At 67.6% G+C, this 19,165-nt stretch carries 21 protein-coding genes; 9 read left to right on the top strand and 12 right to left on the bottom strand.

The genetic code is table 11. The features are described 5' to 3' along the window. The first annotated feature begins 113 nt into the window (after positions 1-113). On the top strand, positions 114-842 hold the full coding sequence (locus tag A5758_RS13545; RefSeq protein WP_067740668.1) for a DUF2652 domain-containing protein: 729 nt from the start codon (positions 114-116) through the stop codon (positions 840-842). Here the strand turns inward: A5758_RS13545 and A5758_RS13540 are convergent. Continuing rightward, entirely contained in the window at positions 839-1,990 is a 1,152-nt protein-coding gene (locus A5758_RS13540) for a MalY/PatB family protein (RefSeq protein WP_369816440.1), read from the bottom strand. The two genes, A5758_RS13545 and A5758_RS13540, sit on opposite strands and share 4 nt — an antisense overlap. Positions 1,991-2,070: 80 nt before the next feature. Beyond that, on the bottom strand, positions 2,071-3,168 hold the full coding sequence (locus tag A5758_RS13535) for a dihydrodipicolinate reductase (protein WP_067740664.1): 1,098 nt from the start codon (positions 3,166-3,168) through the stop codon (positions 2,071-2,073). Positions 3,169-3,384: 216 nt separating this feature from the next. On the opposite strand from A5758_RS13535, the gene A5758_RS13530 reads away from it, so the two are divergent. The 3 genes from A5758_RS13530 to A5758_RS13520 are packed head-to-tail and all read left to right on the top strand — an operon-like array spanning position 3,385 to position 6,455. Beyond that, entirely contained in the window at positions 3,385-4,362 is a 978-nt protein-coding gene (locus A5758_RS13530; RefSeq protein WP_067740657.1) for an LLM class flavin-dependent oxidoreductase, read from the top strand. Between the two features lie 11 nt (positions 4,363-4,373). Beyond that, complete coding sequence (locus A5758_RS13525) at positions 4,374-5,435, top strand: dihydrodipicolinate reductase (protein WP_156622624.1); 1,062 nt, start codon at positions 4,374-4,376, stop codon at positions 5,433-5,435. A gap of 45 nt (positions 5,436-5,480) precedes the next feature. After that, positions 5,481-6,455 carry an LLM class flavin-dependent oxidoreductase gene (locus tag A5758_RS13520; RefSeq protein ID WP_067740649.1) on the top strand — a complete coding sequence of 325 codons (975 nt, stop codon included), beginning with the start codon at positions 5,481-5,483 and terminating at the stop codon, positions 6,453-6,455. Positions 6,456-6,471: 16 nt separating this feature from the next. Here A5758_RS13520 and A5758_RS13515 read toward each other — a convergent pair whose 3' ends face one another. Then, positions 6,472-7,257: a spirocyclase AveC family protein gene (locus tag A5758_RS13515; RefSeq protein WP_067740647.1), complete on the bottom strand. Its 786-nt coding sequence runs from the start codon at positions 7,255-7,257 to the stop codon at positions 6,472-6,474. A gap of 190 nt (positions 7,258-7,447) precedes the next feature. On the opposite strand from A5758_RS13515, the gene A5758_RS13510 reads away from it, so the two are divergent. Together A5758_RS13510 and A5758_RS13505 are read left to right on the top strand one after the other, a co-directional pair. After that, positions 7,448-8,113 carry a TetR/AcrR family transcriptional regulator gene (locus A5758_RS13510; RefSeq protein ID WP_067740645.1) on the top strand — a complete coding sequence of 222 codons (666 nt, stop codon included), beginning with the start codon at positions 7,448-7,450 and terminating at the stop codon, positions 8,111-8,113. 15 nt (positions 8,114-8,128) lie between these two features. Next, complete coding sequence (locus A5758_RS13505) at positions 8,129-9,331, top strand: cytochrome P450 (protein ID WP_067740643.1); 1,203 nt, start codon at positions 8,129-8,131, stop codon at positions 9,329-9,331. An 87-nt stretch (positions 9,332-9,418) separates the two neighbouring features. Here the strand turns inward: A5758_RS13505 and A5758_RS13500 are convergent, their stop codons facing one another. The 6 genes from A5758_RS13500 to A5758_RS13475 form a co-directional block, all read right to left on the bottom strand. Then, positions 9,419-10,408: an alpha/beta fold hydrolase gene (locus A5758_RS13500; protein WP_067740641.1), complete on the bottom strand. Its 990-nt coding sequence runs from the start codon at positions 10,406-10,408 to the stop codon at positions 9,419-9,421. A gap of 55 nt (positions 10,409-10,463) precedes the next feature. Beyond that, on the bottom strand, positions 10,464-10,958 hold the full coding sequence (locus tag A5758_RS13495) for a lipoprotein LpqH (protein ID WP_067212255.1): 495 nt from the start codon (positions 10,956-10,958) through the stop codon (positions 10,464-10,466). Positions 10,959-11,042: 84 nt separating this feature from the next. Beyond that, a complete protein-coding gene (locus A5758_RS13490) occupies positions 11,043-11,774 on the bottom strand; it encodes a hypothetical protein (RefSeq protein WP_067740739.1) in 732 nt (243 codons plus the stop codon). Next, positions 11,774-12,646 carry an LLM class F420-dependent oxidoreductase gene (locus A5758_RS13485; RefSeq protein ID WP_067740639.1) on the bottom strand — a complete coding sequence of 291 codons (873 nt, stop codon included), beginning with the start codon at positions 12,644-12,646 and terminating at the stop codon, positions 11,774-11,776. The genes A5758_RS13490 and A5758_RS13485 overlap by 1 nt, the downstream gene beginning before the upstream one ends. Beyond that, positions 12,643-13,425 (bottom strand): SDR family NAD(P)-dependent oxidoreductase, encoded by a 783-nt coding sequence (locus tag A5758_RS13480; protein ID WP_067740637.1) that lies wholly within the window; start codon positions 13,423-13,425, stop codon positions 12,643-12,645. Before A5758_RS13480 ends, A5758_RS13485 begins: the two co-directional genes overlap by 4 nt. A 7-nt stretch (positions 13,426-13,432) precedes the next feature. Next, complete coding sequence (locus A5758_RS13475) at positions 13,433-14,230, bottom strand: alpha/beta hydrolase (RefSeq protein WP_067740635.1); 798 nt, start codon at positions 14,228-14,230, stop codon at positions 13,433-13,435. Positions 14,231-14,372: 142 nt separating this feature from the next. On the opposite strand from A5758_RS13475, the gene A5758_RS25220 reads away from it, so the two are divergent. After that, entirely contained in the window at positions 14,373-15,248 is an 876-nt protein-coding gene (locus A5758_RS25220; protein WP_082939677.1) for a hypothetical protein, read from the top strand. Positions 15,249-15,254: 6 nt separating this feature from the next. Here A5758_RS25220 and A5758_RS13465 read toward each other — a convergent pair whose 3' ends face one another. Further along, positions 15,255-16,109, bottom strand: a complete 855-nt coding sequence (locus tag A5758_RS13465) for a sulfurtransferase (protein WP_067740633.1) — start codon at positions 16,107-16,109, stop codon at positions 15,255-15,257. 102 nt (positions 16,110-16,211) lie between these two features. On the opposite strand from A5758_RS13465, the gene A5758_RS13460 reads away from it, so the two are divergent. Continuing rightward, positions 16,212-16,691, top strand: a complete 480-nt coding sequence (locus A5758_RS13460; protein ID WP_231987309.1) for a hypothetical protein — start codon at positions 16,212-16,214, stop codon at positions 16,689-16,691. Between the two features lie 14 nt (positions 16,692-16,705). Then, positions 16,706-17,137 carry a hypothetical protein gene (locus A5758_RS13455; RefSeq protein WP_067740626.1) on the top strand — a complete coding sequence of 144 codons (432 nt, stop codon included), beginning with the start codon at positions 16,706-16,708 and terminating at the stop codon, positions 17,135-17,137. On the opposite strand, the gene A5758_RS13450 is transcribed toward A5758_RS13455, so the two are convergent. Together A5758_RS13450 and budA are read right to left on the bottom strand one after the other, a co-directional pair. Then, entirely contained in the window at positions 17,134-18,279 is a 1,146-nt protein-coding gene (locus tag A5758_RS13450; protein WP_067740624.1) for a glycosyltransferase, read from the bottom strand. The two genes, A5758_RS13455 and A5758_RS13450, sit on opposite strands and share 4 nt — an antisense overlap. 91 nt (positions 18,280-18,370) lie before the next feature. Beyond that, positions 18,371-19,162 carry an acetolactate decarboxylase gene (gene budA, locus A5758_RS13445; protein ID WP_082939676.1) on the bottom strand — a complete coding sequence of 264 codons (792 nt, stop codon included), beginning with the start codon at positions 19,160-19,162 and terminating at the stop codon, positions 18,371-18,373. Between the last annotated feature and the right edge of the window lie 3 nt (positions 19,163-19,165).

Genomic DNA, 19,165 nt, shown 5'->3' with positions numbered 1-19,165 from the left:
TCAGCTCCTCCGGTGGGCGGGCGCCTTGAGTTAGCCTCCCGCGACAACGCGAGTTCGTCTAGTGGGAGATTTCATTGGGCTAAGCGTTGGGCGGACAGTAAACTGGCTTGTTCATGGCGATTCGGCGCGCGGTCCTGATCATTGCCGACATCAGCGGCTATACCCACTACATGCAGTGGAACCGCACCCACCTGGCCCATGCGCAGTTGACGGTGGCGGGTCTGCTGGAGGCGGTGATCGATGCCGGCAGAGGCCTGAAGCTGGCGAAGCTGGAGGGTGACGCCGCCTTCTTCTGGGCGCCCGACGGCGACGCCAAAGTGCTGGTGTGTGACCGGCTGTCCCGGATGCGGGAAGCGTTCATCGCGCGGCGTGAGCGCTTCCAAAAGGATCTCGCCTGCGAGTGTGCGAGTTGCGCGCAGTTGGACAAGCTCTCGTTGAAGTTCGTCGTCCACCAGGGTGAGGTGGCCGAGCAGCGGGTGAAGCGCCACACAGAGCTCGCGGGCTTCGACGTCATCCTGGTGCATCGCATGCTGAAAAACATGGTGCCCGTGATCGAATACGTGCTGATGACCGATCCCGTCGCGGCGTGCCTCGACGAACCGGTGCGCTCGCAGTGCAAAACGCTGACCCACGTCTTCGACGACATCGGGGAGACCTCGACGCACTACCTCGACCTCGCGACGTCGCAGGTTTCCCTGGCCCCGGCCGAGTCCAGCTTCCTGCGCCGGCTCGGGGCCACGGCCAAGCTGGAGTTGAACTCGCTGCCGTTCGTGCTCGGCTTCAAGCGGCCCGCCGAGGGCTTCCGCAACTTGGGCCGCGGCGCCGAGGAGATTCCGGCCTAGCGCGTGTCGGCCGCGTGGGCGAGGGCGCGGCCCATTCGGGACACGGCCTCGGTGAGGATGGCCCCCGAGGTCGCGAAGTTCAGCCGGACGTGCCCCGCGCCGCCGGTGCCGAAGACGTGGCCGGAACTCAGCGCCACCCGGGCGTGGTCGAGGAACCACCGGGCGGGCCCGGACAGGTCGGCCACCACCGCAAGCCCATCGGCGGCGTCTTCGGTGAAGCCGAGCTCCCGGCAATCGAGCCATGCGAGGTAAGTCCCTTGCGGCCATTGGTATTTCACCTTCGGCAGCTGCTCGGCGACCAGATCGCCGAGCAGCGTCCGGTTCCGATCCAGGCCGCGCAGCAGGTCGTCGAGCCAGTCGCCACCGGTTCGGAAAGCTTCGGCGTGGGCGATGACGCCGAAGTGGCTCGGCCCGTGGCTGACCTCTTCCGGCATCCGGTGCAGGTCCGCGACTGCCTCCGGTCCGGCGATGGCCAGTGCCGCCTTGAGTCCGGACAGGCTCCAGGCCTTGGACGCGGACGTCAGGGCGAAGGCGTTCTCCGCGCCGGGCACGGTCAGGTACGGGGTGAACCGCGAGCCCGACAAGACCACGGGCGCGTGAATTTCGTCCGACACCACCCGGACGCCGAACCGGCGGGCGAGTTCGGCGATGGCCCCGAGTTCGTCGGCCGTATGCACCGTTCCGGTGGGATTGTGCGGGTTGCACAACAGGTACGCGACGTTTCCACCCCGGGCTCGGGCGCGCGCAAAGGCGTCCGCCAATGCGTCCAGATCGACTCGGCCTTCGGCGTCGAGCGGCGCTTCGACGACGTGGCGGCCGTCGTGCGTGACGAAGGCGTAGAACGGGGCGTACACCGGCGGGTTGACGATGACGGCGTCGCCGCGGTCGGTGACCAGACGTAACAGCTCCACGCCGCCGAGCATGACGTCCGGGACGATCGCGGTGCGACCGATGTCCAGGTCGTGCCACTGCCAGCGCTCAGACGCGAATTGACTCACCGCTTCGGCCAGCGCGGTGCCGCACGGATATCCGGTGTCGCCGTTGTCGATGGCCGCCCGCAGCGCGTCGGCCACGGTGGGTGCCAGCATGACGTCCATCTCGGCGACCCACAGCGGCAGGACATCGGCCGGATGCGCGCGCCATTTCATGCTCGTGCGGAGCTGCAGTTGCTGCAGCGTGAGCTCCTCGAGCGGGTTAAACGTCACGCCCGCAGAGTAACCGGCGCAACCTAGCCGCCGACAAACGCGTGTTGCGGGATCGTCAACGGCAGGTCCACCGAACTGATCAATCCCGGTTCTGCCGCAACGACATACGGCACGGCGTTGACGACGCGCATCGCGGTGGCGACCATCGCGCCGGCCCCGGAAGTCATTCCGCCGACTCCGGCCTTGCGTGGGTCCTTGAGCGTCGCGGCCAGCGTGCAATCGATGTCGGGGTCGCCGCTGATCATGACGCGGTAGGACAGGTCGCCGATCCCCGTCGGCCAGTCCGGGGCGACGTCGTGCGCGAGCCGGGTGACGTGCTCGATGACGATGGCCTCCCGGCCGTCGACGACGCCGATCGCCCGCATCCGCAGCGCGCCGCACGTTCCGGCCTCGACGGTGCCCATGGCGACCTCCAGCGTCCGGTTGGTGACGGCGCGGTCGAAATATTCGCGGACTTCCTGGACTTCGACGCCGAGCGCGTCGGCGACCAATCGGATCTGCCCCTGCCATTCCCCGGCGATCGCGCCGGGGAAACCGATCCAGGGTTGATAGTCGAGTGGGCGCCCGAAACCGAGCGCGTCGCTCATGATGTCGGGCACGCCGTAGTCGTCGTACAGGCCGATCTCGAACGCGTGAATCTTGTCGATGGACGACGACTGGGTCGACAGCACCAGCGGCAGGTAGTCGGCGGCGAAGCCGGGCTCGATTCCCGACGCGTACAGCGACACCTGGCCCTGCTTGGCCGCGGCGACCAGTTGGTCGCGCCACTCGGCGGGTTCGTAGGCGTGCGGGTTGACCAAGCGGGTGGTACTGGTCGTGACGACGTTGATGCCGGACTCGAGCAGCCTGACGTAATCCGGGATGGCCAGCGCGTCGCGTTCCGGACCGCTGGCGGCGTAGATGACGCAATCGGGCTTCAACGCAATCAGCGCGTCGGCATCGGTAGTGGCCGCCAGACCGATCGGCTCGCCGTTGGCGAGTTCGCCCGCGTCCCTGCCGTCCTTTTCCGGCGAGTGCACCCATACCCCGACCAAGTCCAGATTGGGGCGATGCTGGATGGTGCGGATCGCGATCGATCCGATGCCGCCGGTCGCCCACACCACCACGCGATGAGTCGTCATCTTGTTCCTCCTCAGATGCGTGCGCGATGAAAACTGAGGCGGCCGTTGCCCTTTACGCCGACCGTTACCCAACGTTCGCTTCGGAAGCTAGCAGCCGCGCGTCCGCGGGGTCAAGGGTTAAGAGAGCGCGCACTATCTTAAAGAACAAATCTTAGGTTAGTCTGCAGCTGTGCGGGCATTCCGGCCGATCCTCAGAGGCGACGCGGGTGCGCGCTGATGTTCATCCTTCGGTTCGATATGCGGGCGCCGAGTGGGGCCGGGCCGGCCGCCGACCTTTATGCGGCCGCCATCGACATGTGCGCGTGGGCGGAATCCCGCGGCGGCGTGTTGGCCGTGCTCTCCGAGCATCACGGCACCGACGACGGCCACCTGCCCGCACCGCTGACGTTGGCCGCGGCGATCGCGGCCAGGACACGCACATTGGCGATCCTGCTTGCCGCCGTGCCGATTCCGTTGTGGGACCTCGTCCGGCTCGCCGAAGAGATGTGCGTGCTCGACCTGGTCAGCCGGGGACGGGTGTCGTATGCGTTCGGCGTCGGGCATCGACGCGAGGAGTACGACCACTTCGGCGTCGACATGGCCACCCGCGGCCGCGCGGCCGACGAGATGTTGGCGGTGCTCGGGCCGCTGGTGCGCGGGGAGCCCGTCGAATATCGCGGTCGCACAATCCGTGTCACGCCGGCGTGCGGTTCACCCGGTGGACCGATGATGCTGATCGCCGGCGGCAGCGAGGCCGCCGCCCGTCGGGCCGGGCGCTACGGCCTCGGGTTCGTCTCCCAGACGGAGTGGCCGGGCCTGAAGGAGTTCTACGAAGCCCAGTGCCGCGCGCACGGACATGAGCCGGGGATCGTCCAGTTCCCCGTCCCGGGCGCACCCACTGCGGTTTTCGTCGCTGACGACGTGAATGAGGCGTGGGATGTGCTGGGGCCCCACCTGCTGCACGACGCCGTGATGGCGGCCTCCTACCGGCCCCGGGACGATTCCGTCGCGAGCATCACACGCGCCGACAGCGTCGCGGCTCTGCGCGAAGAGCGCGGCCCGTACCGCATATTGACCTCGGACGAGGCGACCGACTACGTGCGCGGCGGCCGGCCGTTGCCACTGCACCCGCTGTGCGGTGGCATCGCGCCCGACGTTGCGTGGCCGTACCTAGAGCGCGCGGCGGCCGCCGCCGCGCGGGCACACGTCCAGTAAGGAGAATGCTGATGCGTGTTGTCGTGTGGTCCACCGGGGGAGTCGGCTCGATCGCCATCGATGCCATCAGGCGTCGGCCGGATTTGGAACTCGTTGGCGTGTGGGTACATTCGAGCGACAAGGTCGGCAGGGACGCGGGCGAATTGGCCGGTGGCGAGCCGCTGGGCGTGGCGGCCACCAACGACGCCGATGCGCTGATGGCTTTGTCGCCCGACTGCGTGGTGTTCGCGGCCAGCGGCCCCGAACGCGACGGTGCGGCCGTGCCCGACTACCTGCGGCTGCTGGGGGCCGGCATCAACGTTGTGTCGACGTCCTCGACGAGCCTGGTGCATCCGCCGTCGTATTTCGCCCCCGACTGGCGTGACCAACTCGAGGTGGCGGCCAAGGCCGGCGGCGCCTCGTTCTACGTTTCCGGCATCTTTCCCGGGTTCGCCTCCGACCAGCTCGCCCTGCTGATGACGACGCAGTCCAAGAACATCCGCACCATCACGGCCAGCGAGGTCGCGCTCAACGATCACTACCCGGTGGCCGACGTCATGATGGACGGGATGGGCTTCGGCCGGCCGCTGGATTTCGAGCCGATGCTGAAGACTCCCGGCTTCATCGAGATGGCCTGGCAGGCACCGATATACCTGATCGCCGAGGGTCTTCGGGTCGAGGTGGAGCAGGTGCGCGGTTCGCTCGACCGCCGGTTGACCGAGCGCGACATCGAGGTGGCGTTCGGCACCATCGAGGCGGACACCTGCGGTGCCGTGCGGACCCGGGCCGCCGGGGTGGTCAACGGCCGCGAGGCGATCGTGATCGAACACGTGATCCGAATGGCCCGCGACGTCGCGCCCGACTGGCCCACCTCGGAGTTCGACGCGACCTATCGCGTGGACATCGACGGCGATCCCGACATCCACTGCGTGATGACGCTCGGCGATGCCGAAGGCCACGGCGCCGGGCACGCCGCGATGGCGTCGACGGCCATGCGGGTGGTCAATGCCATTCCCTATGTCGTCGACGCGCGCCCGGGCCTGCTGAGCTCATTGGACATTCCCACGACGCTGCCGCTTTACGCCTTCGACTGAGCGTGTAACGTGCATCACCAAGATTAGGCCACCTAGGAGTTTGCCGTGTACACGCTGCGCTTCGACATGCGCGATCCCGAATGGGCCGCGCCCCCAACCGATCTGTACGCCGCGGCACCCGAAATGTGCGCCTGGGCCGAGGAACACGGCGGTCTGGCCGCTGTGCTGTGCGAGCATCACGGGTCGGAGGACGGCTACCTGCCGTCACCGCTTCTGCTGGCCTCGGCCGTGGCCGGGCGAACGCAGCGTCTGGCGCTGAGCCTGATCCTGATTCTTCCGTTCTACGAAACCGTGCGTCTCGCCGAGGACATGGCGGTCCTCGACATCATCAGCAACGGGCGGGCGTCCTACATCCTGGCGTTGGGCTATCGGCCCGAGGAGTTCGAGCACTTCGGTGTGCCGATCAAGACGCGTGGCCGCCTCTGCGACGAGAAACTCGCGCTGTTACGGCGACTGCTTGCCGGTGAAACCGTCGTCGAAGACGGAAGGCGGATCACCGTCACACCGCGTCCGCTGACTCCCGGCGGGCCGGCACTGATGTGGGGCGGCGGAACGTTGGCAGCGGCCCGCCGGGCCGGCAGGTATGGCCTGGGCATGCTGGGCAACGCCAACGCACCAGGCATGCAGGAAGCCTACGAAGAGGCCTGCCGGGAGCACGGCCACCAGCCCGGGCCCACCTTCTTTCCCGACCGCGACACGCCCTCGGTCGTCTTCGTCGCCGACGACGTGGAGCAGGCGTGGAAAGAGATCGGCGAGCACCTGCTGCACGATGTGCGCACCTATGCCGCGTGGAACCCCGGGGACGAGACGACGGCGGGATTCAGCCACGTCAACACCGTGGACGAGCTGCGTGCGACCGGGACATCACACGTGATTATCTCTGTCCCCGAGGCGATCTCGCGGGTCCGCGCCGGCCAGGTCCTCAACCTGTCACCGCTGTGCGGCGGGCTGCCACCGGACGTCGCGTGGTCGTATCTCAAGCGCGTGGGAGAGGTTGTGCTGCCCGAGGCTCTTGGGTGACCGCCGGGGCAAGTAACTACTCGGGTTGATTCGGCACGCCCGGAAACAACTGCTCCGTCGGTCCCGCGGTCACCCAGCCGCCCAGCTTCGTGACGAGGTGCGGCGCGAAAACCGCGCCATAGAGGACGTTTCCGACGACGACCACAGCGACGACGGACAGCAGCGACGAACCCAGGCGGCTCTTCGCCCTGTTCTCGGCCCACATCTCGATGACGTTTCGTCCTTGCGGGTCGGTGCGGCCCAGCAGATAGGTGAAGACCATCATCTGGATGGCCATCGCGAGGGAGTCGTACAGCGGGTACTGATGCACGGTGCCCTCGCGGATCGCCAGCCCGGGGATGACCCGGCCGTAGTAGAACACGCCGAGCTTGGCGCCGAGGAACCCGTTGAAGAACAGCGCCCAGCAGAAGCCGACGACAAGACCAACCACCAACAACGTTGGGGGCCTTCGCCATCCGAACCGACCGCTCAACCATCGCCCGAGCGCCGTGCCCGTCACGGCTGGCAGCACGAAGTAGGAGATGTAGCCGACGGGAACGAACAACGGCAGTCCACCCCACGTCACGTTCAGCGGCCACCACGACGGCATGCGGGGGATTGCCGGCGGGAACTGCGCGTACATCGCCCAGTCATAGGGGGCCTCGATCCACGAAAACGACATCGCCGAGATGCACAGCAGCAGGAGGGGGTGGAGGCGGCGCCGCCGAACGCTGAGGTACACGCCGAGGGCGGTGAACCCGATGCCCCCGACGAGCGCGAAGGCACTCGCCGCCTGCATCACGGGCGTCATCTGGGAGCTCACCGATCGTGTCCTTGAGCCCGGCGGGCCTGCGGGTCGAAGCGCAACACCAGCCCGAATATGAGGACGATCAGCCCGAACAGCGTGCCCAGCATGATGACGGCGCCCACGGTCGCACCCCTTCCTACGCTCGACTCATTAGATAGTGCACACTATCCTAAAGACAGTCAACAATCGGGCGAGGAGCGAAACCGTGCCCCAGCGGCCACCCAGCACGAAACCCGCCGCGGCGGAAGCGCCGCCCCCGGCGAACCGCCGACCGCGTGGCGCTCCGCGCAAGCTGCTGCTCGACAGCGCCCGGGCGCGCTTCGCCCGCCAGGACTACCGCAGCACGACCACGCGTGAAATCGCCCAGGCCGCAGGCGTTACCGAGCATCTGTTGTTCCGTCACTTCGGTTCGAAGGCGGCGCTGTTCCGCGAGGCGCTCGTCCAGCCGTTTACCGACTTCGTCGCCGAGTTCGGCCGGACCTGGCAATCGGTGGTCCCCGAGGAGACCGACGAGCAAGAGCTGGCCCGACATTTCGTCGGACAGCTCTACGACGTCTTCGTCGAACACCAGGGTCTGCTGCTGACGCTGATGGCGTCGGAGGCACTCAGCGAGGAAGAGAAGGCCGACGCCGGCGTCGCCGATATCAGACGGGCGATCACGGCGCTCGGGGAGATCAGCGCGGAGGGCATGCATCTGCGGGGACTGCGGTCGGACCATCCCGACCTGCCCGCTCACTCGACGGTGGCAATGATCGCCGGCATGGCCGCGTTGCGCTCCACCTACTTCGGCGCCAAGCCGCCATCTCGAGAGGTGATCGTCGAAGAACTCACCCAGGCGATCCTGCATGGCTTCCTACACCGAAACGACTGAGCGAAGGGACTGACAATGGCCGGCACCAGCACGATCGACTTGTACTACGACCCGTTCGACTCCGATATCGACGACAACCCGTACCCGGTGTGGAAGCGCATGCGCGACGAAGCGCCGCTGTACTACAACGAGAAGTACAACTTCTTCGCGCTGAGCCGGTACGACGACGTGGCGCGCGAGCTGCCGAACTGGCAGACCTACCGATCCGGCCGCGGGACCACGGCCGACATCTTGTTCGCCAATATCGAAGTGCCACCGGGCATTCTGTTGTTCGAAGACCCGCCGCTGCACGACCTGCACCGCCGCCTGCTGTCCCGTGTCTTCACGCCGCGGCGCATGCTGGCCGTGGAGAGCCTGGTGCGCGACTTCTGCGTCCGCGAGCTGGATCCGCTGATCGGTGCCGGCGGCTTCGACTTCATCGCCGATCTCGGGGCGATGATGCCGATGCGGACCATCGGTTACCTGTTGGGCATTCCCGAGCAGGATCAGGCCAAGATTCGCGATCGCGGCGGGGCGTACATCGAGTTGTCCGAGGAGCGCGACCCCGCCGCGGTCAACGCGAAGCTGTTCGAGGAGAGCATCGTGGTGTTCGCCGAGTACATCGAATGGCGGGCCGATCACCCCTCCGATGACCTGATGACCGACCTGCTGCGGGCCGAGATCGAGGAACCGGGCGGCACCCGGCGGCCCCTGTCGCGGACCGAGGTGCTGGCCTACACCGCCATGATCGCCGGTGCCGGGAACGAGACCACGGCCCGGCTGATCGGCTTCATGGGACAGCTGCTGTCCGATCACCCGGATCAGCGCCGCGAACTGGTCGCCGACCCGTCCCTGATCCCCGGCGCGGTGGAGGAGACGCTGCGCTACGAGCCGCCCTCGCCGGTGCAGGCCCGCTATGTGGCGCAGGACGCCGAGCTCTACGGTCGGGTGGTGCCCGAGGGCTCGTACATGTTGCTGCTCAACGGTTCTGCCAACCGAGATGATCGGCACTTCACGGATCCGGACCGTTATGACATCCACCGCGGTGGCAGCCACCTGAGTTTCGGGCAAGGCCTGCACTTCTGCCTGGGCTCCGCGCTGGCCCGGATGGAGGGTCGCGTGGCCCTCGAAGAGGTCCTCAAGCGCTGGCCCGACTGGGAAGTCGACTACGCCAACGCCCAGCGAGCGCACACCGCGAGCGTGCGGGGGTGGGCGCGCCTGCCCGTCGTCACCGGCTGACGCTGCTGGCCCGGCCCGCTGAGGGTGCCCGGCCAGCCGGGCACTCGAGCTTGAGTGTGCGGCTAGCCGGGCACTCGGGCGGCCGGGCTAGGAGGCGCTTTGGTCGACCAACACCGCGCCGTCGGGCTGGTTGCCGAGTGTCTGCAGCGGAATGTCGCCGCCCTGGGCCGTGAGCCGAACAATCTCGGCCAGTTGGCCGGGCGCGTCGCATTGCAGGTAGTGGTCGGCGCCGGGCACCACCCAATAGCGGTTGCGGCCGGGCTTGTTCTTCAGATACGTCTGCCAGACGTGATTGGGGACACGCAGCGGCGCGACGTTGTCATGCAGCCCCCACACCAGGGTGGTGTTGACCGGGCTCTTGGAAAGTGCCTCCAGCCAACCTGTTTCGTCCGCGGCACGCTCGTGCAGGTATTGGATGGTGTCGGGCAGCACGCGGATTCCGTCGTTGTGGGCGAAGCACTTGGCCAGCGCGGCGATCTCCGGGTCGTCGGTTGTCCGCCGCGGCATAAAGGTGCTGGCTCCCAGACCCGCCGCCAGCAACTCCGGCGTCGTCGCCTCCGCGGTGGGCCTACCGGTCGCGGGGTCAAGCAGCGCGGTCTGGAATGCGGTGAGGTTGGACAGCGGTAGGTAGATGTTGGCGTTCGTCACGATGAGGTCGACGGGCGCGGCCGGCGGATCCAGGGCGGCCAGCATCTCCAGTGCGATCATGCCGACGCTGCTGCCGCGATCGTGGGTGAGCATGCGGTATTCGGTCAGATTCCACACCTGGGTGATCGCGTAGACAAGCAGACGCGCGTCGTCGTAGAGCGAATACACATACGGCTCGGCCGGCTTGTCGGACAGGCCGTAACCCGGGAAGTCCAGCAGGTAGATGTCGAACTCGGAACCCAATTCAGCGGCCAAGGCGAAATAGTCGATGCTCGACGTCGGGAAGCCGTGCACGAGGACCAGGGCGGGGGCGCCGGGTGTGCCGCAGCGGCGACTGAACACCGCGACTTCGTGCGCATCGTTGGCGGCGGTCGTTGACCGCCAACGCAGTTCAGTGCCGCCGGTTTGCCACTCCGCGAAGATGTCCAAGCTGCCAGCATCGCAGAGGCGACGACGGTAGACAACCGTTTCCGCGGCACTGCAGTTACGGACAGGTGACGTGCACCCCGAAAGTCACCGGGCGCGTGCCGCTTTGGCCGGGCGTTGTCGCCTCGCCGGTTCCGGTGACCGTGTAGCTCTTGCCCTCCTTGGTTGCCTGGACCTGGGTGGCCGACTTGGTCGACTGGTAGGGCAGTTGGTACTGACCGTTGGCCAGCGTCAGTGAAATCGCGAATCCGTCCACCATGGGCGGCTTCTCGTCGGACAGGGCCAGCGACACAGACGCCGTGTCGTCGTGCACGGTGATGCGGGTGGTCAAATCCCCGGATTCCGGTGGCGACGCGTTCGGTTGCGCCGCCGAACTGGCGCAGCTGACCGCCTTGGTCATGGTGTGTTTGTTCCCGTCGATCATGACGGTCGTGGTCACAGCAACCGGGCTCGAACTCGGGGCGGACGCCGGCTGGCCGCCCTTGTCCGAACAGCCGGACAGACCGGCCGCCAGAACGATCCCGGCGGCCGCGAGGACACACCGATTGGTCATCTCACCTCCGTTGTCAGCGAGGACGATAGGTTCCCTTCGTTTCGGGAAGGTCTCATTTCTCTGGCGACCAGTCAACCGGGGGGTTTACCGCCAGGCTTCCCAACTGACCATGCTGCGCAGCGGTCCGGCGAAGATGGGCCGTACCGCGCCCGTTCGCCACCGCTCTTCGATGACGGGGGCCAGGGCACGGGTCGTGGTCAGCGGCTCGTCGTCGAGGTAGACGACGGTAATGTATTGGTGCTCAGTTCGCCAGCCCCGCGGTAGTCGGCTCCAGCCCGCGCTGGAACCGAATGTCCAGGCGCCGGCCGTGCCCGGCACACCGAGCAGCGCCGGGTGGTGCTCGGCATGCAACCACTGCAGCCACCCGTCCGGGCGGCGTCCGTCAACGGGTTCTTCGACGATCAGCACGATGCCGCGGTGCGGCCGGAACGGCACCACCTCGGCGGAGACGAGCGCGTGCGGGGCGCTGTGCCATTGCAACAAGCGGAGGCCGGCAACTTGCAGGGACGGCCTGACGACGGGAAAGCGGCCGTTCTCGCGCAGCGCGCGGCCGAGGGCGACGAAGTCGTCGAAGGTCTCCTCGACGGGGTCGCTCACCAGATAGTGCACCGCGTTGCCAATCTCGCCCAGCGGGCCGCGGGCCGCCAGTCGGTGCTGGGGATAGTCGCCGTCGGCGATCCAGCGCAACCCGTGCACGATGCCGGGAAGTTGATACTGCTCCGGCATGTGATCCAGCAGGTGCCAACGCAGATAGCTGCCGTCGTCGTCGGCCGGCGCGGCGGCGGTGAGGCTGAATATGCCTGCCCTGACGCGGATCACGCGGCGCCGCCGGGGGATTGCAGCTCGGCGAGCGCCTGCAGGTTGTCCAGGTAATGCTGCAGCGAGATGTGGCGGAAGACGGCGGGCACGTTGGTGGCGCCGTGCGCGGCGGCCTCGCCGATGGCGTCGCGGGTTTGTTCCGGCTCGTTGATCGGATCCAGTGCCGTCGATGGCGGCAGGACGACCTCAAAATCGGATCGAAGATCGAAGCGGCTCAACCAGTCTCGCGCCTGAGGCAGGGTCACGTTGAAGGGTGCCCAGCCGTCGGCCAGGTTCGCGGCGCGGCGCAGCGACCGCAGCGTGCGACCCCCGATCCAGATCGGGATACGGTCCTGCACCGCGCACGGATCGACAACCATGCCGTCGAACGAGTAAAACTCGCCATGGTAGACGGGTTCGGGCACGGACAGCGAGGCGCGTAGCGCCTTGATTGCGTCGTCACCCCGCGGTCCGCGGTCGTCGAAGGGTGCGCCGATGAGCTCGAACTCCTCTTTGAGGCTGCCGACTCCGACGCCGAGGATGAGCCGGCCGCCGCTCACCTTGTCCAGCGTGCCGTAGCGTTTGGCGATCTCGAGCGGATGGTGGTATCCGAGCACCAGCACGTTGGTGGCCAACCGGATTCGTTGGGTACGCGCCGCCAGGTAGCCGAAGGTGGCCAGCGGATCCCAATAGCGGGTACCGCGGCGGTGCGTCTCGGCCGCGGGCAGCGCGATGTGTTCGCTGCAGGTCAGGTGGTGGTAGCCGAGCCGATCCGCCGCCTCGGCGATCCGCGCAAGATCGTCGATGGAAGCGTGTTTCTCCCAGTCGCCGCTGGTCTTCGGAAACATCGTCACTACGGGTGTGGCCACCGAGAGTCGTGGGGCGCTCATCCCTGCATGTACCCTCCGGCGTCGACGGGGATGGATTGGCCGGTGATGGTGCGGCTTTCGTCGCTGGCCAGAAACAACGCCAGGTTGGCGACATCTTCGGGCGCGGAGATATCCTGCAGGGCAACACCTTTAAGGGCCTTGGCCCGCTGGGTGGCGAAATCGATCCCCCGCTCGTCGGCCGTGCGTTGCACCCATTGCCGCCACAGCTCGGTATCGATGGCGCCGGGCACGATGCAGTTGCACCGGATTCCGTAGGGCCCGACCTCCAGCGCGACGGTCTTGGTGAACGCCCGAAGGGATGCCTTGGCGGTGACGTAGTGTGTCTTGCGGACGATGCCGGAATAGCCTGCCGTGGAAGAGAAGTTGAGGATGACGCCGCGACGGCGTGCCAGCATCGACTGGTTGAGCACTTCCCGGGTGCACAGCATCGCCGCGGTGACGTCGATGGCGATCGTGGCGTTCCAGTTCTCCAGGGTCTGCTCCCAGATCCAGCGGTCCTGTCCGGGCGCGGCGGCGTTGTTGCACAGAATGTCGACCTGGCCGAATTCGGCGACGGCTCGCGCCACCATGGCCGCGACGTCATGCTCGTCGGTTACATCCGCGCGCATCGCGATGGCGCCGGGCCCCGCGGCGTGGGCGGCCTCGCGCACCAGCTCTTCGCGTCGCGCGGCCAGCAGCACCTTGGCGCCCTCCCGGACGAACAGCGCGCCGAGCACGGGCCCCAGGCCGGTGCTGGCCCCGGTGATGATGGCGACCCTGCCGTCAAGCCGGCCGCTCATTGCGCAGTCAACTTGCGGGCACGCATGTTTCGAGCCAGGCGTGGATTCTCTCGGCGACGGTGCGCCACCCAGGGTCGAGCATCATGTCGTGGCTCATCTTAGGGAAGATTTCCGCTTCGGTGTCGTAGGCGGCCGCGGTCACCCGGACTTCCCGTGCCGTGAAGCACACGTCGTCTTCGGCCCCCAACACCAACAGCGGTGTGCTGACGAGCGCCGGTCTGGGCAGGTCGTGCCACAACATGTCAATCGCGATCTTGAGGGCGTACTCCTCGCAGAGTTCGGCGGCATAGCGCGCCACGTCGGCTTCGGAGTTCGACTGCGAGAAGAAGGTCTCGCGGGCCAATTCCGGTGTGGCGCCGACACCGCACAACGACCTGGTCCTGGCCAGGCCGCTGGCGGTGTACCACGGGTGGCGCTTGAACCTGCGCGCCAAGAATCCGCGGATTCCGTTCGGGGGTACCGACGCCAGCAGCACGGCGGCCGCAGCGTCGTGCGACTCCAAGTACTTCTGGACGACGAAGCCGCCCATGGAGTGGCCGACTATCACCGGTCGTTGCGGCAACCCGTCCGCGACCGTGGCGATGTCGGCAACGAAGTCCGCGATCGAACACAACCGCATCGACTTGAGAGCCGGGCTCTTTCCGTGACCGCGAAGGCTCAGCGCCAACGCTCGGTGGCCCCTGTCCGCGAAGAAGTCCAGGAAATGCTCGTCCCAGCACCAGGCGCCGTGCCACGCGCCGTGGACGAATAGCACCGGCGGCTTGTGGGATTCGCGGCGCGGCGTTCTGTCGATCACTTCGAGCATGAACGTGCTCCTCTGTGGCGCGCCCAGGGTTGCCTGCAACGCCGCTGAGACTAACCGCTGGCCTACCCGCGAAGGGCCGGAATCAGCAAAGCCGCGACCGAAGTCGGTCCCGCCCGCGGCTGTGGTGGCGTTTACTGGGTCGATGCGTGCTGGTGCGGATCGCGGTGAACGGCGCACGCTGGTGTTGTCCGCCTTTCCGGCCGAAGCCGACGCGGTGCTGTCCCACACCACGCTTGACCACGACCCGGTGGTCGTGGCCGACCGGCGGCACTTCTATCTCGGCGCGATCGCCGGCAAGAAGGTGATCGTTTCGATGACCGGCATCGGTTTGGTGAACGCCGTCGACACCACCGAGGCCGCGTTGGCTCGCTTCGCGCGCGGATCGTCCAACGAGATTGGGGCGGTTGTGTTTTCGGGGGTCGCCGGCGGGGCGGCGCGCATTTGCATCGCGGACGTGGCCGTACCGGCGCGCTGGACACTGGACAACGGCACGACGTTTCACCCGGTCGATCCCGCCATGCTGGCCACGGCCGAGAAGCTCTCCGTCGCACTGGAAAGTGTCGCCGGCAGGATCGATCTGCGACGCAGGCCGCGAATCGTCGTCGGTGGCGACGGTTGCAGTTGGGACAACAACAACGGCGTGGCGTTTCCCTGTATCCCGAACGGCGGCGATGTTTTCGGCTGCCAGCCCCGCCGCGCGCCCGATCGGTCGCTGCGGTACACGGGCAATTTCCGGCAGGCGGCGGGCCGCTGGCTCAGGAGCGCGCTCATCAGCAACCTGAACATCGTCTCGACGTCGGACCCGGCCTACGATGCGACGGACATGGAGACCGCGGCGGCGCAGGCCGTCGCCGATGCGCACGGTGTCCCGTTCCTGGGCATCCGGGCCATTACGGACGGGCCGGGCGATCCGCTCCACCTGCCGGGCTTTCCGTTCCAGTTCTTCTGCTACAAGCGGATCGCGGCGAATAACGCCGCCCGGGTGACCGCCGCCTTCCTGCAGAGCTGGGACGGGTGATGACCGTTACTCGGGACCGCGGGCGACGGCACGCGCGGGGTCCGAACACCATTCGGACCACGACCCGGGAAACAGCGCCGCCTCCCGGCCCAGCGCGGCGAGCGCGGCTACCGTGACGCTGGCGGTCACGCCCGAGCCGCAGTAGGTGCCCAACGGGCCGCCGTGATCGACGCCGTGTTCGGCGAGAATTTGACTGAGCGCGTCGCCGCCGACGAACGTGCCGTCGGCCGCCAGGACGGCGGTACTGGGCAGGTTCGTGGCGCCGGGGATGTGGCCGGCGGCGGGGTCGAGCGGTTCGATTTCGCCGCGGAAGCGTTCGGGCGCCCGCGCGTCGAGCAGCTTCACGGCGCCGTCGCCGGCTTGCTCGGCGGTCAGGGCGGGCCGGCTTCCGGCGTACAGATCATCGTGCGGCACAGTCACATTCCCGGGCTGCGGTGTCACCCGCCCCGTTTCGAGGCTCCGTCCCGCCGCTCGCCAGGCGGCCAGGCCGCCGTCGAGGATGCGAACGTCGGTCAGGCCGGCCGCCGTCAACACCCACCAGGCGCGCGCCGAGCCGGCGCGATTCCAGTCGTCGTAGACCACGACCGGCACGTCGTCCCGGATTCCCCACCGGCGGGCGGCGACCTGCAGATCGCGTCCCGACGGCAGCGGGTGGCGGCCGCGTCCGGCGACCGTGTGATCGCTGAGTTCGTCTTCGAGGGATGCGTACACCGCGCCCGGTAGGTGGCCGTCCAGGTAGGCCGGCCGCCCGTCGGGCTCGTCGAGGCGCCATCGCACGTCGAGGATGGTTACCGGATCGCCGGCCTCGAGGAGGCCAGCCAGCTCTGCGACGGTGATCAACACCTGGTCTCGGGTTCCCACCGATTCGCCTCCCTGATCGTCTGCACCGAGCCTAGTGGCCGCGCGAAAAGCGGCGCCGTTCTCCCAAGGGGTGGCGTAGCGTCCTGGTGAGCGGTAGAGCGGATGGAGCAGATCGTGGCGCGCATCAGCTATGGACTCAGCGGTTGTCTTGCGGCCGCGTTGGCTCTGGTGGCGGCGGTCCCCGCGGAAGCGATGCCAAACACCCAGTGCGCGTTGACGACACCCGTGCGGGAAGTGCAGCACTTGTCCCAACTGCCGCCGGAGCTGACCAAGCTGCTGCCGCCCATCGCCGACATCGGGGCGCCGTTCAACGCGACCGACTCGGTCAGCGATCCGACGTTGCCGTTCCGCCGGCTGATTCGTGCCGGCAATCGCGACGCCGACTGGTTCGTCTGGTACGAACACGGCGGCGTCGGTTATTTCTGGCAGGCGGTGGTTGCGCGCGTCGCGCCGGGCAGCGACGCGAAGGTATTGGCCAATGCCGGAACGATTTCCGACACCCTGTGCAGGCTCACCGATGGCGCCTTCGCCGGCGTGGTTCCGCCGTATCCGCCCGGATCGTGGGCAGCCTCCGACTTTTAAGGAGTTCAGCGCTAATGAGCACATCCGAGCAATCGCAGACCCGTACCCGCATGTTCGCCCGCGTGCTGGGCCCCTACCTCACGATCGTGCCGATCACAGTCGCGGTGCGCGGCTCGTACATGCGGGAGCTGTTCACGGAGTTCAAGGCAAATCCCATGTGGCCCTGGCTTTATGGCGCGATCCTGTTGATGAGCGGGATTTTCATCATCGCGTTTCACCAGTATTGGCGCAGCCTGGCGGCCGTCATTGTGTCGGGTGTGGGCTGGTTTTTCGTGATACGCGGGGTGCTGTTGTTGACCGTGCCCCGGGCCTACGATGCGGCCGGTGATGCGATCTACACCTCGGGCATGTCCGTGGCGATCTGGGTGTTATTCGCCTGCCTCGCCTCCGCCGGGCTGTACCTGACGTACGTCGGCTGGAAGCCGGAGCGTTCCGGGGGCGACTAAGCCGTGTGCTCGGCGTCGCCGGGGTCCTCGTCCAGTGCGGGTGCCCCCAACGTGGCCAGCATGCCCGTTGCTGCCCGGTGCCAGGTGAAGTCCTCGGCACGGCGCCGCGCGGAGACGCGGCGGTGGTGCTCGGGACGGCTGGTGACGGCGCTGACCGCCCGCGCGATGGCGGCCGGGTGGTTGTCGGCCGAAGCACCGCTGTCCGCGGTGATGATCTCGGTCAACGCCGAGGTGCGCGAGACCACGGCCGGTGTCCCGCAGGCCAGCGACTCCAGGGCCGCGAGCCCGAAAGTCTCGTGCGGCCCGGGTGCCAGGGTCACGTCGGCGGAGGCCAGCAGCCCGGCCACCGTGTGCCGATCGGAGACGAAGCCGGTGAAGTCCACCGGAAGGCGGGCGGCCTGCCGCTCCAGCCTGGCCCGCAACGGCCCCTCGCCCACGACGACGAGCCGGGCATCGACCCCGGCGTGGCGCAACTCGCCGATCGCGTCGATGCTGCGGTCGACCCGCTTTTCCACCGACAGCCGGCCGCAATGGACCACCAGCAGCTGGGTCGGGGTGGCCCAGCGCCGCCGTACCAGGTACGAGTGCCGGCGCGGGTGGAAGGTCTGCAGATCCACGCCCAGCGGGACGGTCACGGTGTTCATCGCGCCGATGCGGTCGAATTCCTCCCGCGCGAAACCGGTGGTGCACACCACCGTGTCGTAATCGGCCGCTGTGCGCGCGTTGGCCAGATCGGCGAATTTCACCGCAGCGCGGCGCGGAAGGATCTGTCCCACAAGCCGATCCAGCCGCTCGTGGGAAATCATGACCGTCGTGGCGCCATGGTCGCGCCCCCACCGTCCCAGTGATCGCAGGGTCAGCCGGTCGGAGACCTCCAGGGCGTCGGGCCGCAACGCCTCCAACAGTGCCTTGACCGGCCCGGGCAGCACGGCGCGGTAGCCGCCGGTGAGGGGAATCAGCCGGGCGGGCAGGGTGATTCGCACCACACCGGTGTGCAGCCGGCTGCGCTCGGCACGCTGCCCGGGAACGATCAGGAACACCTCATGGCCGCCGGCGCAATATTCGGCGCCCAGCCGGTCCACCGCGGTGCGAAGGCCGCCGGAGCGAGGGCCATAGAAGTTGGCGACCTGTACAACGCGCATAACGTGAGGACACGCGGTTCGCGTGTGCATTCAACAATGTGGACTTGGCGCTGGCCTGAACAGTCCATGAATTCCGCTGAACCGGCTGCGTTCAGTCGGCCTTGGGGCCCTCGGCTTTGTTGATCCGCTCGGCGACGTCGGCGCCGGACAGCTGCGCGCCGAGGAAATCGCCGGAGGTCGGGAGGCTCAGATGCAATTGCGAAGCCCCGCTGACCGCGACCTCTCCGCGTTCGAGGGTGAAATCGAGGATGTGACCCCCGCCGGTGCGGTCGCTGTTGAGGAAGTGCAGGTGATAACCCGCGACCGAGATGCCCTGCTCGAAGTCGGGGGTGCGGAATCCGACCACCGTGCCCGACACGTCGGTGAAGACGGTCTCGGCCTGCTCCTCGGTGGCCTGGGTCAGCGGCGGGTAGGGCGGCTTCTGCGCCATCACGGTGCGGGTGTGCAGCTCGGCGAAGTGCCCGGTGATCCGGATGGCGTAAATCAGGTTGGCGCTTTTGATTTCGCGGTCGATCGCGGCCGTCACATCCGCGCGGCCGGTGCGGGCTTGGATATCGATCTCAAAGTCGCTGTGGAACCGGGTGACCGCCGCGAAGGGGCTGCGATCGGTCGGCGCGGCCCGGCTGGCGGTGCCGTCGGCGCGCAACCGGTAACAGACGCCGTCGAGAACGACCATCTCGCCGTCGAGGTGGTTGAAGGTGCCCAGGCCGAAGTCGCCGTGGCGCAGGATCTCGGCGACGGTGACGTCGCCGTCGTACACGCCCTCGAGCAGTGCGCCGATCGTCGAGAACTGATACACCTCGGCGTCATCCGCATGCTGATGGGTGAGAAGCGTTGTTGCCCAATGCCGGAAGCGTTCATAGGCGCCGGTATGTGTGTCCATGGT

Origin of the sequence: Mycobacterium sp. 852014-50255_SCH5639931, assembly GCF_001665605.1 — a bacterium.
GTDB classification, from domain to species: domain Bacteria; phylum Actinomycetota; class Actinomycetes; order Mycobacteriales; family Mycobacteriaceae; genus Mycobacterium; species Mycobacterium paraffinicum.
This window is presented reverse-complemented; position numbering and strand designations above follow the sequence as displayed.

Excerpts from the sequence above, each read along its gene's own strand:
- A5758_RS13545 (WP_067740668.1), top strand. The coding sequence starts at position 114 with ATGGCGATTCGGCGCGCGGTCCTGATCATTGCCGACATCAGCGGCTAT.
- A5758_RS13540 (WP_369816440.1), bottom strand. The coding sequence starts at position 1,990 with ATGAAATGGCGCGCGCATCCGGCCGATGTCCTGCCGCTGTGGGTCGCC.
- A5758_RS13535 (WP_067740664.1), bottom strand. The coding sequence starts at position 3,168 with ATGACGACTCATCGCGTGGTGGTGTGGGCGACCGGCGGCATCGGATCG.
- A5758_RS13530 (WP_067740657.1), top strand. The coding sequence starts at position 3,385 with ATGTTCATCCTTCGGTTCGATATGCGGGCGCCGAGTGGGGCCGGGCCG.
- A5758_RS13525 (WP_156622624.1), top strand. The coding sequence starts at position 4,374 with ATGCGTGTTGTCGTGTGGTCCACCGGGGGAGTCGGCTCGATCGCCATC.
- A5758_RS13505 (WP_067740643.1), top strand. The coding sequence starts at position 8,129 with ATGGCCGGCACCAGCACGATCGACTTGTACTACGACCCGTTCGACTCC.
- A5758_RS13495 (WP_067212255.1), bottom strand. The coding sequence starts at position 10,958 with ATGACCAATCGGTGTGTCCTCGCGGCCGCCGGGATCGTTCTGGCGGCC.
- A5758_RS13485 (WP_067740639.1), bottom strand. The coding sequence starts at position 12,646 with ATGAGCGCCCCACGACTCTCGGTGGCCACACCCGTAGTGACGATGTTT.
- A5758_RS13480 (WP_067740637.1), bottom strand. The coding sequence starts at position 13,425 with ATGAGCGGCCGGCTTGACGGCAGGGTCGCCATCATCACCGGGGCCAGC.
- A5758_RS13475 (WP_067740635.1), bottom strand. The coding sequence starts at position 14,230 with ATGCTCGAAGTGATCGACAGAACGCCGCGCCGCGAATCCCACAAGCCG.
- A5758_RS25220 (WP_082939677.1), top strand. The coding sequence starts at position 14,373 with ATGCGTGCTGGTGCGGATCGCGGTGAACGGCGCACGCTGGTGTTGTCC.
- A5758_RS13460 (WP_231987309.1), top strand. The coding sequence starts at position 16,212 with ATGGAGCAGATCGTGGCGCGCATCAGCTATGGACTCAGCGGTTGTCTT.
- A5758_RS13455 (WP_067740626.1), top strand. The coding sequence starts at position 16,706 with ATGAGCACATCCGAGCAATCGCAGACCCGTACCCGCATGTTCGCCCGC.
- A5758_RS13450 (WP_067740624.1), bottom strand. The coding sequence starts at position 18,279 with ATGCGCGTTGTACAGGTCGCCAACTTCTATGGCCCTCGCTCCGGCGGC.
- budA (WP_082939676.1), bottom strand. The coding sequence starts at position 19,162 with ATGGACACACATACCGGCGCCTATGAACGCTTCCGGCATTGGGCAACA.